The sequence below is a fragment of the Permianibacter fluminis genome, from assembly GCF_013179735.1.
Taxonomy (GTDB): Bacteria; Pseudomonadota; Gammaproteobacteria; order Enterobacterales; family Permianibacteraceae; genus Permianibacter; species Permianibacter fluminis.
The window spans coordinates 2265758-2278047 of the sequence record NZ_JABMEG010000001.1 but is presented as its reverse complement, the minus strand read 5'-3'; the positions used below and the strand labels follow the sequence as shown (position 1 = coordinate 2278047).

At 57.8% G+C, this 12290-nt stretch carries 7 protein-coding genes; 2 read left to right on the top strand and 5 right to left on the bottom strand.

What is annotated here, in order from left to right:
- Positions 1-102: 102 nt before the first annotated feature.
- Positions 103-1224, top strand: a complete 1122-nt coding sequence (locus HPT27_RS09840; protein WP_172242439.1) for a LacI family DNA-binding transcriptional regulator — start codon at positions 103-105, stop codon at positions 1222-1224.
- Between the two features lie 122 nt (positions 1225-1346).
- On the opposite strand, the gene HPT27_RS09835 is transcribed toward HPT27_RS09840, so the two are convergent.
- From HPT27_RS09835 to HPT27_RS09825, 3 genes are all read right to left on the bottom strand, one after another.
- Complete coding sequence (locus tag HPT27_RS09835; RefSeq protein ID WP_211197922.1) at positions 1347-4454, bottom strand: TonB-dependent receptor; 3108 nt, start codon at positions 4452-4454, stop codon at positions 1347-1349.
- Positions 4455-4542: 88 nt separating this feature from the next.
- Entirely contained in the window at positions 4543-7203 is a 2661-nt protein-coding gene (locus HPT27_RS09830; protein ID WP_172242436.1) for a glycoside hydrolase family 16 protein, read from the bottom strand.
- A gap of 393 nt (positions 7204-7596) precedes the next feature.
- Complete coding sequence (locus HPT27_RS09825) at positions 7597-7854, bottom strand: hypothetical protein (RefSeq protein WP_172242433.1); 258 nt, start codon at positions 7852-7854, stop codon at positions 7597-7599.
- A gap of 103 nt (positions 7855-7957) precedes the next feature.
- Between HPT27_RS09825 and HPT27_RS09820 the strand changes: the two genes are divergently transcribed.
- Positions 7958-9130: a helix-turn-helix domain-containing protein gene (locus tag HPT27_RS09820; protein WP_211197921.1), complete on the top strand. Its 1173-nt coding sequence runs from the start codon at positions 7958-7960 to the stop codon at positions 9128-9130.
- A gap of 1064 nt (positions 9131-10194) precedes the next feature.
- On the opposite strand, the gene HPT27_RS09815 is transcribed toward HPT27_RS09820, so the two are convergent.
- Together HPT27_RS09815 and ffh are read right to left on the bottom strand one after the other, a co-directional pair.
- Positions 10195-10647, bottom strand: a complete 453-nt coding sequence (locus HPT27_RS09815) for a hypothetical protein (protein ID WP_172242430.1) — start codon at positions 10645-10647, stop codon at positions 10195-10197.
- A 12-nt stretch (positions 10648-10659) separates the two neighbouring features.
- Positions 10660-12027, bottom strand: a complete 1368-nt coding sequence (gene ffh, locus HPT27_RS09810; protein WP_172242427.1) for a signal recognition particle protein — start codon at positions 12025-12027, stop codon at positions 10660-10662.
- Positions 12028-12290 lie beyond the last annotated feature (263 nt).

The window sequence follows — 12290 nt, the reverse complement described above, 5'->3', positions numbered from 1 at the left end:
GGCCATTTTCTCGACAAAAATGGATTCCGGCTTTCGCCGGAATGACAAAGTGAGTTTTATTCGGAATTTTCCAAGGAAAGTTCCATGACGAAGGAGGCCTTCATGACTGTTGGCAACCGTAAGCCCGCGCAGCAAGCCAGGACCTTTGTGAATGGAAGCGTCACGCCGACGGCACAACCACCACTCGGCAAGAAACGATACACCTCGACCGACATCGCGTTGATGGCTGGCGTGTCGCAGCCGACCGTTTCGCGCGCCATTGCCGGTTCACCGGTAGTCAAGGAAGCCACCCGGAAGCGTATTCTGCAAATCGCCGAACAACTGGATTACCACGTCGATCTGCGCGCCAGCCGGTTGCGAACAATGCAGACCGGCGCGCTGACCTTGCTGATGTTCGCCGACTCATTGACTGATCGGGCAACGCTGAATCCGTTTTTTCTGTCGATGATAGGCGCCATCACCCGGGCCGCCGCGCGCCAGCACTATGATCTGCTGGTGTCCTGCCAGCAGTTCTCCTCCGACTGGTTTGCCGACTACGAAAAGAGCTGCAAATCGGACGGTCTCATTCTGCTGGGCTACGGCGATTTTCACGAGCTGGAACAACGGATGCGCCTGCTTGGTCAGCACGACACCCATTTCATACGCTGGGGCGCGCAATACCCGGAGCAGACCGGCGCGTCGATTGGCTGTGACAATGTCGGCGGCTGCCGCCGCGTCACTGAACATCTGCTGGAGCAGGGACGTCGCCGCATTGCATTTCTCGGCGACATCAGTCGCTGCAGTCCGGAATTCAGCGATCGTCATGCCGGTTATGTCAGCGCCCTGACCGCTGCGGGTCTGCATGCCGACCCGGCCTTGCGACAGGATGCCGGTGTTGGTGAAGCGCAGTCAGGCTTCCACGCCGCGCAACGCTTGCTGGCCAGTGGCCAAGCCTTTGATGCCATTGTTGCCGCCAGCGATCAAATCGCCATCGCGGCACAACGGGCCCTGCATAGGGCCGGACGACGTGTTCCGGATGATGTTGCATTGGTCGGCTTCGATGACATTCCGGTCGCGGAACTGCTGACGCCATCGCTGACCACCATGCGTCAGGATACTGATCGCGCCGGTGAGCTGCTGGTGACCCAGCTGATTCAGCGAATCCATGGTCAAGCTATCGACAACATCACTCTGGACGCCGAACTGATCGTGCGCGAGTCCTGTGGCGCTTCAAGACTGGCATAAAGCGGGCAAGCCGACACCGCTACTAACGACAGTGATCAGGTAACGCCCAACCCCCTCCCGCACACAATTGCCAGACAAAAAGAAGCCGCTGACATCAGCGGCTTTTTTTTCTGGCCTGTTGCTCAATAGGTGTAGCGCACGCCGAGGATATAGCGCGGGCCATACTGCCGGGCAAACAGGAACTGCTCTTCAAACCGGCCATAACCGCGCTCGGTTTCGTTGTTGATGTTGATCCCTTCGAAGAATGCTGTGAAGTGGTCGTAAAAATCGTAGCTGATGCTGACATCCCACTGACCATACGACGCCACCTGAGTGGCCGGATTGTCAGATGAACCCTGCGACTGGCCCATGCCGGCAACGTAGTCGGTGCGGTAGGCGTAGGTCAGCTTCACCGACAGATCTTCCCGCTCATAAAAACCCTGCAGGTTGGCCGAATCGCTGATGCCGACCAGCGGGTTCTGCGGCTCCAGATCGTAGGGATCGTATTCAACATCACCATCAACCATCGTGGCGTTGAAGCCCAGCCCGAAGCCGGTTTCACCGAACACGTGCTGAACCGCGACTTCCACCCCTTCAACCGTCTTTTCATCGTTGAGGTTGAGCGGCTTGGTGACCCGCCAGACGATCAGTGGATCGGTATCCAGCGGTTCGATTTCACCGTTCGCATTGCCAAAGCCATTATCGATCAGCCAGTTGAAAATGGCCGTGTCGGTGGCCTGGACACCATCGGCTTCCAACGCCGCCACAGCGGTATTCCAGCGATCGCTCTGGTAAACGTCATGCAGGCCACCGTAGGTCTGGTTGACCGGCTGGTAGTCAACGTAGTTCTTGACCTTCTTCTGGAACAGGCCAATCGCGGCATAGCTGCGATCACCGTAGTAATACTCCAGCGACAGATCGAGGTTGGTCGACTCGTACGGCAACAGCGAAGTATTGCCTTCCGACACCGTACGCGACCCCAGTTTCGGGCTGCCGCTGAACGAGCGACCGCCCTGCAGCAAACCGATCGGAGCCCGGGTAATGGTTTTGCCCCATGAGAAGCGCGCCACCAGATCGTCGCTCAGTTCGGTTTTCAGATCGAGCATGGGCAGCAGCACGTCATACTTGCCGGTGAAATCCTGTTGCTGCAGCTCCGGCTCGTACTCGGTGATCCATTCCGACGCTGCCACCCAGATGACTTGTGTCGGCACACGCACCATTGCCGTGCTCGGCACGGTGGTTTCTTCGTAACGGACGCCGACATTCATGTTGATCACATGGTCAGACCAATCGAATGACCACGCCGATTGCAGATAAATCGAATCCGTGTTCTCTTCGACCCGACTGACCGATGGCGCACCGCTAAAGAAAGGATCGATGGAATACTGATTGTCGCCCATCACCTCTTCGGTGAGATAGGCCAGTTGGCGGGCGATCGCTTCATCGAAATCAAAGGTGTAGTAATAGCCCGGTTGCAGCGCAGAACCGCCACCGCTGAAGGCATCGAGCATGCCGCCAGTGCTGTGACGGATGAACATGCTATCCGGGAAAATCTGGGTGAATGATGGACTGAAGCCAGGGCCGCCACGCAGGCCGCTCCAGGCGGTGTAGCCACTCAGCTCCTGTTCCGTTCTGGCAGCGCCAAATTTGAGATTGAGCAGCGGACTGTCGGCATCACCGTTCTGCCAGGTGGCGTCGATCTGCAGCTGCTGAATATCCGACTCGCCCGGTGACCGGATGAACTGGCTGAAGTTCGAGTCCATTTCGCTGGGCAGCAGCTCATAGCCGCCGTTATCCCAGTTGACGTAGTAATGCGGAATGTCGCCACGGCGGAAATCGTAGATTTTGCTGCCCAGCAGATTGGAGCCGAGAATGACCTGACCGGCGCTGCCGAGCCCGTCGTCCTCGCCATTGTCGACGGCGTTGCTGGAGTCGTGATAATCGAGGCGCAGCTGCCAATCTTCATTGATCTGCCAATCGACATTGAAGCCAAGCGAACGCGCCTCGACACCGGTGGTCGAGCGGCTGGCAGTGAACGAGCCATCATCACCGCTGATGTCGGCATATACCGCCGTGCCGTTCGCATCCAGCTCATATGCATTGATGTTGTTGCCGAAGTTGTTCCAGATACCCCAACCGAAGGTATTGACGCCGGTGGTCGCGTCGGTGGTGGTGTAATCCAACGTCGTGATTACATCTTCATGCGGGACAAACTGCAGTGTCAGCTGGCCGTTGGTGCGCTCGCGTTCGATGTCCGAAATGCTGAAGTTCATGTCCTTGGGAAAGAACGCTGCATTGGTGATGCGAGTGCGGTTATCAATGACCTGAGACGGGTCGAGATCCGGCAACTGATCATTGGTTTGCAGCACCCAGCCCTGAATATTGGCCTCTTCACGACGGAAATCCCGTTCCTGATGCGAGAACGAGACGCCAATGCCAAACCGATCTTCGGCAAAGGTATTGCTGTAGATACCAGCGAATTCCGGCGTGATGTCGTCGCCCTGGACATTCGACGTGTCATTGATGCCCTTGGCCGAGAACGACATGTGCTGACCCGGTTTTTCCAGCGGCCGTGCGGTGACGATATTGACGGTGGCGCCAAGACCACCGCTCGGTTTGTCGGCGCGCGCGGTTTTGTACAACTCCAACCGCGCCACGCCTTCCGCTGACAAATCTTCAAGATTGTACGAACGGGTGAACCCGGTCCCCGGCATTTGCCGGCCGTTCAGCGTCACCAGATTGAATTCCGGACCGAAACCGCGCACGGTGATTTGACTGCCTTCACCGTTCGAACGGCTGATGGTGACACCGCTGATGCGCTGCAAGGCTTCCGCGAGGTTGGTGTCGGGAAACTTGCCGAGATCTTCAGCCGAAATGGCATCGACGACGCCATTTTCATCGCGCTTCAGCTGCATCGACCGCATCATGCTGCCGACAATGCCGCGCACCTCGACGATTTGCGGGGCGTCTTCGCTTGTCTGATTTTTGTTTGTCGAAACCTCGTTTGACGAAACCCCGTTCGCCGCCACCGGTTCAGCAGTGGCCGCTGCAGCCTCGCCCTGCTCCGGTGTGTTAGTGGTCGTTGCCGACTCTACGGCAGCGGGTTCAGCCGCAACCGGCGTTTGCGCCGCGGAAGCTGCCGCCTCTGCGGGTTCAGCGTCGGCGGCAAAAACCGGCGCGACAACGCCGCTACCGAGCGCAATCGCCAGCGCGATCGCCAGCGGTGTCTGAGTGAAAATCATTGGTTTCATGATGGCCTGCTTTTGTTGTATCCGTTGCCAGTGCCGGGGACCGTGGTCCCCGGCGTTTCGCTTGCCGTGTCACGCCTCGCTGGCGTGCTCAGAACGGTGCCAATTCCATGTTGTCGATGCGATAGGTCGCGCCTTCGCCCTGTCCCCACGCCGGGAACACCATCACCACATCAATCGCCGTGACATCCAGGCCGGCGGCGGCCAGATCGGCAAGCTTGAAGGTGTAGGTTTGCCAGACGCCGGCGACCGGATCGACTGCTTCAAGGCTGGTGTTCAGATTCACTTCGACGGCCGTTGCCCCGCCATCGGATTCGATCTTCAGCAACCACGGCGCTGAGGCATTGTTAGGCGCACTGACCATCTTCATGTCGAAGCGCATCACACCACTGTCGACCAAGGCAGTGGCGTCGATCGGTTGATCATCGCCACCATTGGCCGAGCGCGTGATGAGCCCCAGCACGGTCGGTGTTGCACCGACACTGAACTCGGCGACTTGACCGTGATCGACATCATCGGCGACCGACACCGGCGCCGAACCGGCGCAGCAATCCCACAACACCCAGCCGGTGCGCGCTGCGTCGTCATACAGCGTGTAGGTTGGCGGCGCTTCGTAGATCGCGGCGTTGTCGATGCGATAAGTCGCGCCTTCGCCCTGACCCCAAGCCGGGAACACCATCACGACATCAATGGCCGAAATATCCAGACCCGCCGCTGCCAGATCGGCGAGTTTGAAGGTGTAGGTCTGCCAGACACCGGCGGCCGGATTCTGGCCTTCGAGGCTGGTGTTGAGATTGACTTCGACAGCACTGGCGCCACCATTGGCTTCCACTTTCAGCAACCATGGTGCGCTTGGTGTGTTCGGCAGGCTGACGGCCCGCATGTCGAATTGCAGCACGCCATTTTCGACAATGGTGCTGGCATCAAACGGTGTGTCGCCGCCACCATTGGCTGAGCGGGTGATAAAGCCCATGACGGTCGGGCTGGCGCCAATCGAGAACTCGGCGGTGGCGCCGTGATCGACATCATCGGTGACCACTTGCGGGGTCGAGCCGCCACAACAATCCCACATCGGCCACGCCGGATTTTCGGCGTCTTTGAACAGATCGAGACGCGGTGATGCCTGCGAGATCTCGACATTGTTCATCCGGTACACAGCACCATTGCCGCTGCCCCATGCCGGGAAGATCATCACGACATCAATCTTCGATACATCGAGACCGGCATCGGCAAGCATTTGCAGCGGAAACTCGTAATACTCCCACTGCCCTACTGCCGGGCTGGGATCCGACGAGCCGACATAACCATCTACCAGATTCAGTTCAACGGCGGTTTCGCCGCCGTTGCTTTCCACCTTGAATTTCCACACCGAACCCGGATCGGTCGGTGCACTCACCACCTTCAGATCAAAACGAATGGCGCCTTTTTCCAGCATACCGCTGCCATCAAACGGCGTCGGTACGCCAGTCGGATCGGTGATGAAAGCGGAGCGGGTGATGAAGCCATTGACGGTCGGTGCCGCGCCCACACTGAACTCGACTGATGGGCCCAAAGCCGGATCGTCCACCACGGCCGGGGTCGAACCGCCGCAGCAATCCCAGGCCGGCCAGTTCGGATTCAATGTGCCGTCAAAAATGGTCAGGTTTTCTGCACCATTGGACGGTGGCGACGGAATCGGAGCCGCACCCTCCACCAGAGCGTCGTCCAAATCGGCATAACCGGGACGAATGGTTTCGCAACCTTTACCGGTCAGCGGATCCGCCGAGCACTCGTACACGCGCACGTAATCCACCTGCAGCGCTTGGCCATTGGCAAAGGCTTCGGCATCGATGCCGGTTTCGTTGACATTGGCGGGCCAGTTGCCACCAACCGCGAGATTCAGAATCAGGTAGAAATACTGATCAAACGGCGCATTGTCCCAGTGTGTAATGAGCTCGCCCGTACCTTGGTCGTAATACTGCGTGTACCAACCGCGATGCGCGAGGCCGACCGCTTCGCCACGGCTGTTGTAGCGCACTTCTGATTTGCGTTGGGTGGCGTAGAGATAACCATCCATGTACCAGCGGAATTCGCCTTCCTGCCATTCGATGGCATAGGTGTGAAAATCATCGGCGGGATTGCTGCCATCCGGCTTCTTGTAGGATTTGCCGGTGTATTTGTGACCGGCCTCATCAGCGCCGGAGCCATAGTGCAGCGTGCCGACGATGCGATTTTCCGGCTCGTCCTGATCTGGCGCGTCGGCCTTAAGGTTGACCGCCTCCATGATGTCGACTTCACCGGAGCGCGGCCAGCCGCCGTATTCGCTGTCGGTCGGCATCATCCAGAACGCCGGCCAGCTGCCTTGACCAAACGGCAGCTTGGCCCGCATCTCGATGCGGCCGTATTTGAAATCGGCCTTGTACTGGGTGTTCAGCCGCGCCGAGGTGTAGGGCTTGGGCGCGCCGTCCGCAGCCGGCCGGGCAACGATGTTCAGCACGCCAGCGGCGACAAAGGCGTTCTCGGCGGCATCGGTATAGCACTGCTGCTCGTTGTTGCCACCGCCGTCGCAGTTGACCTCGCGGGTCCACTTGCGGGGGTCGATGCTGCTGCCATCGAACTCGTCGCTCCACTTCAGCTTCCAGTCGGCGACCGGTTGCGACGGGTCGACACTGTCGAGGTCAGTTTTGGTAGTGGCGCTGTCGCCACACCCCCACAGCATGGTCGCCAGCATCAGCGCCAGCAGTCGGGGCAGGTATCCGTTTGCTTTTTTCATGTTGTCTCCACTCGCCTCCGGGCGTTGCGAACCGCGGTCTCCCAGGCACCGTCGCGATCCTGACGGCTGATGCCAGGCCAGCCACGTCGGGCCGAAATTCGCGAGCTACTCGTATACCAAAGGCAAACGCAAGGACGCGTTCAAGCTTGTAGCTGCCTTCAAACTTGAACCGTTTGAGTTCGCATGACGCCACAGCAAGACGTTCAACCTTGGCCAAAACCGCATTTCCATACCAAAACGGACACCCGTCGCCCGGTTTGGTGGGCATGCCTGACCAGCACGTCGCGCCGCAGCCATCGCAAGCGGGTAGGCAAAGGCTTTATGCACTGCAGCATTTTTTCAGCTGCCATCACCACCAGCGCGTCGGTGCAAAGCCATTGATGCCCACTTGTGTCAGTTGCTACCGACTTGTGCTCGCTGCCAACTTCGCCAGCCTTTAATACGAACCGCGCCGGTCGATTCGATTGCCGGCACGCTCGCATAATGAGTCGATATTTTTGTGCGGCGCAGCAAATTTATCTGTGAACGACCATCCGTCTCATCCGATTCCAGCATTGGCTGCGGTGTGCCCTTGGCGCCGGCAGTCGCGGTATCACTGCCGTCGTATGGCTGCGCGCCGCTGGACAAAAAAACAGCAATCACAACGATCATCGGCAAAGCCGTGCAAGCGCACGACGCGCGGCCTTGCGAGTTGCTTGCATTCTGTTGCTCAACCGATAAGCTCAGCAGCATCGAGCGCACGCGGTCACAGTGAATGAAAGCGATTCTGTTCAACCTGCATGATGTCATGCAGTTCATCACCATTTATCAGTGCGTGCTGTTTGCACTGTTTTTGTGGCTGTTCCGCAGCAAACGCCGTGGCAATGTCCTGCTTGCGCTGTTTTTGTTTGCTCAAGCTGCGATACCGCTCGACAACCTGATCATGTACGGCACTGCCTTTCGCCAGTGGGCCATCGATTTTTCCCCGAACATTTTCTACTTGTTTGGTCACGCCTATTGGCTCGAAGCGCCACTGCTCTTGCTGTATGTCCGCGCCATGATCTACCGCGATTACCGGATCAAACGCAGCGACTGGCTCTTGTTCCTGCCATTTGTCGCCTACGTGCTGTTTGAAGTCGTCAACTATTACCGGCTGGATTACGCGGCCAAAGTCGTCATCCTGCAGGGCTACGACACCTTCGCGCCGCCAAAACTGACACTGTCAGTCGGCTTTCTGCGTGAACTGTTCCGGATTGTCTGCGGCATCCTGGCGCTGATCGAGCTGCTCCGTTACCAGAAGCGCATCAAGGACGAGTTTGCCGATATCGAAAAAATCGATCTGACCTGGCTAAAAATTCTGGTCCTCGGCTTTCTGGCCGTGCGCATGGATTCCATGTTCGTCAGCACGACCTTGATTTCCTCGTTCGCCCCGTCACTTGGCATCGACCTCGACTTTTGGGGCCTCGCCGCCGACTACGCCGCCATGCTGTTGGTCAGCGCACTGATCTTTTTCAGCATGGGACACAGCCAGGTATTCGCTGGTTTTAGCCAACCAGAAACCAAGGAAGCCGAAAAGCCGGAAGAGAAACCGATCATTTCCCCGGAGCAGATCAGCCAGCTCGAAACCTACATGAAAGAAAAGAAGCCCTACCTGAATTGCTTGCTGAACCTGGAAAACCTGTCCAAGCAGCTGCAAATGTCACGCGGCAACTTGTCGCAATTGATCAACCGTCACTATCAGCAGAACTTTTTCGACTTCATCAACACCTACCGCATCGATGAGTGCAAGCGGCTGCTGTCCGACCCGGCAAACAAGAACCAAACCATGCTTGAAATCATGGAAAACGCCGGCTTCAACTCCAAAGCGTCCTTCAACACGTTCTTCAAGAAGAAGGTTGGCATGACCCCAACCGAGTTTCGCGAGAAGCTGAATCAAACCGCTAGCTGAATGAGTTTTGATTTCGATGAGGGCTTAGGTGGCTATTCGTCGTTGGTGGCAGCATGGCCGCGAGAGGGGCGTTGCTGCTGCGGTGTTTCAACTATTTCAGTTCTAGAGCAAACGGAGTGATTGCCGAGTCTCGAGCCAGCGCTTTGCTCCTCCCCCTGTAAAGGGGGAGGCCGGGAGGGGGTAGTTGTCGCTCCGCTCTTCTCGTTTATTTCCGCAGCTGGTCAGTCGGGAGGATTGCCGGGTCTCGGCAATTGCTCCTGCATTGCTCTACCGCCGACATCCATGTCGGCGTCGCCCCGGCGGGCGGGTAACTTTGTAAAGCGCATCCATGCGCTTTACCCCTTCGGGGCTTGCGCGCAAATCTGCTCCCGGCAGATTTGTCTTGGCGCAAGAAAAGTACCCAAAAGAACATTGCCTGTATTCCTCGCCCACAAAACGATAAGTCTGTTTTGTGGGTGCCCTGTGCTGCTCATTCCGTCTGGGGCTTTTGTGACAGTACATCCTTGTACAGTCACAAAAGGCTTCGGCATCCATGCCTCGACCCTTCACTGCGTTACGGGCTGTTAACCCAGACTGCATTCCGCTGCTCGGCTCGTCAGACGGCGAGAAAATCAAAGGCACGCTTCGCGCAATGATAAAAGCAAAAACGAAAAGGAACCTGTCATTCCGGCGAAAGTCGGAATGACAGACTGAGATGCATTGCCGAAGCGACTGACTCATCTATGACCCGGGCCCCCATTCGCGCCAGCCGGCGATTCGGCGTTAGCGGCCGGGTGCGCAAGCCAGGACGGCTTGCGCAGTGCTGATAAGGCACGGATGCCGCATCAGCACGTGCCCGCAGCCGATAACGCCGAAGCGGCGGGCGGAGTCTCCGAAGCAGCCAACCCGATTCTGGCGCGTGGGGCGTGTTTCTTTGCCTTCTTTCTTTGCACGAGCAAAGAAAGAAGGTCGCCCGCCGGGGCGAGACCCGGCAATGGTGGGGACTCCCCCGCTCCATCTGTACACACCGGTCAGAAAAAGAAAACCCGGATCATTGCTTCGCAACGATCCGGGCTACGTGAACTTCAATAGGTAAAACCCGGAGACCCAAGTGCATTCTGTAAAGCAGAATCGTCAATATCGCTCGAAATATCCCATATTGCATCGATATGCGCCGACGATTCGGCAACATCGGATAATACTGTGAATATTTCATCGCCAGTACTCAACAAAAGTATCAAGCAGGAGCCACTGGATACAACAAGCTGCTGCGGCAGTCGCGGACCCCAGCCATACTGAATGGACACAAGATAACTATCAGGCTGGCCATTCCCGTCAAGAGATTCAGCTGAGACCTTAATTTTGGCAAGCGAGTATCCTTTCTCGACCCAGAATGCCATCTGTTCCAGCGCAGTGGTGCTCACCTCCCTTTCAGGTTTAGCCGGACTCTCCTCAATCGAACAAGCAAAAGCTGGGGAGGCCAACAGGTAGCTCATCAAAATAATCATCCCTAGCAGGCTCAATACATATCGATTCATTGCCAGCTCCATCTACCGCTTCGGCATCATCCCCGGCGGCATCTTCCCACCCATGCCTCGCATCAACTTCATCAAACCACCTTTCGATGAAATCTTCTTCATCATGGTGTTCATCTGATCATATTGCTTCATCAGCTTGTTGACGTCCTGAACCTGAGTGCCGGAGCCAAGTGCGATACGGCGTTTGCGGGAACCTTTGATCAGATCCGGGCGGGCGCGTTCAGCGGCAGTCATCGAGTTGATGATGGCCTCCAGGCGCAGCAGTTCGCGGTCGTTGACTTGTGCCTTGGCGGCTTCCGGGATCTGGCCAAAGCCGGGCATTTTTTCCATCATCGAAGTCAGGCCGCCCATTTTTTTCATTTGGCGGAGTTGGTCGCGGAAGTCTTCCAGATCAAAACCTTTGCCTTTCTTGAGTTTCTTGGCAAAGGCTTCGGCTTTGTCCTTGTCGACTTCACGTTCGACTTGTTCAATCAAACTCAGCACATCGCCCATGCCGAGAATGCGGCTGGCGATACGGTCCGGATGGAACGGTTCGAGGCCGTCGAGTTTTTCGGCGACGCCGATGAACTTGATCGGTTTGCCGGTGATGGTGCGGATGGACAGCGCGGCGCCGCCGCGGGCATCGCCGTCGGCTTTGGTCAGGATGACGCCGGTCAGCGGCAGCGCTTCGTTGAAGGCTTTGGCAGTATTGGCAGCGTCCTGGCCGGTCATGCTGTCGACCACGAACAGTGTTTCGATGGGCGTGACGGCGGCATGTATGCGCTTGGCCTCGTCCATCATCTCGCTGTCGATGTGCAGGCGGCCGGCGGTGTCGACGATCACCACGTCGTAAATGCGGCGCTTGGCTTCTTCGACGGCGTCTTTGGCGATCTTGACCGGGTCTTGGCCGACCGCACTCGGGAAGAAATGCACGCCCACTTGTTGCGCCAAGGTTTCGAGTTGTTTGATCGCCGCCGGGCGGTACACGTCGGCCGAGACCAGCAACACCGATTTCTTGTGCCGCTCTTTCAGCAGTTTGGCGAGTTTGCCGGCGCTGGTGGTTTTACCGGCGCCTTGCAGGCCGGCCATCAGGATCACCGCCGGCGGTTGCACGGCGAGGTTGAGTTCGTCGTTGTGCTCGCCCATTGCCGCGACGAGTTCATCGCGAACGATTTTGATGAAGGCCTGACCGGGCGTCAGGCTGGTCGTGACTTCGGTGCCGACCGCGCGGTCTTTGACCTTGGCGATAAAGTCTTTCACTACTGGCAGCGCAACGTCGGCTTCGAGCAGTGCCATGCGCACTTCGCGCAGCGTGTCTTTGACGTTGTCTTCGGTAATGCGGCCCTGGCCGGAGAGCTTTTTCAGGGCGGCGTTCAAACGGTCGGAAAGGTTGCCGAACATGGGGGGTCCTGAGTGTTGAGGCGGCGGAGCGTAGTCAACCGCTGGAAATGGGGGCCATTGGGCAGGTTTCGAGCCTCATCGGGCGAAACCGCAGGCGAAGGTTGGGATTATAAGGGGCTGGGCGGGGGGAAGTCGTGGCCTTGCTCGACATGGAGCCTCGGTTCGCGCTGAAGGCTCACCCTCTCCCTAGCCCTCTCCCCTCAAGGGAGAGGGAACGGAATCGAACAGTTCCGGAGCGCAGAGTGGTTTCCGGACCGCAGCGA

What these genes read in the sequence shown, in the direction of transcription:
- HPT27_RS09840 (WP_172242439.1), top strand. Translation starts at nt 103, where the DNA reads ATGACTGTTGGCAACCGTAAGCCCGCGCAGCAAGCCAGGACCTTTGTG.
- HPT27_RS09835 (WP_211197922.1), bottom strand. Translation starts at nt 4,454, where the DNA reads ATGAAACCAATGATTTTCACTCAGACACCGCTGGCGATCGCGCTGGCG.
- HPT27_RS09830 (WP_172242436.1), bottom strand. Translation starts at nt 7,203, where the DNA reads ATGAAAAAAGCAAACGGATACCTGCCCCGACTGCTGGCGCTGATGCTG.
- HPT27_RS09825 (WP_172242433.1), bottom strand. Translation starts at nt 7,854, where the DNA reads ATGATCGTTGTGATTGCTGTTTTTTTGTCCAGCGGCGCGCAGCCATAC.
- HPT27_RS09820 (WP_211197921.1), top strand. Translation starts at nt 7,958, where the DNA reads ATGAAAGCGATTCTGTTCAACCTGCATGATGTCATGCAGTTCATCACC.
- HPT27_RS09815 (WP_172242430.1), bottom strand. Translation starts at nt 10,647, where the DNA reads ATGAATCGATATGTATTGAGCCTGCTAGGGATGATTATTTTGATGAGC.
- ffh (WP_172242427.1), bottom strand. Translation starts at nt 12,027, where the DNA reads ATGTTCGGCAACCTTTCCGACCGTTTGAACGCCGCCCTGAAAAAGCTC.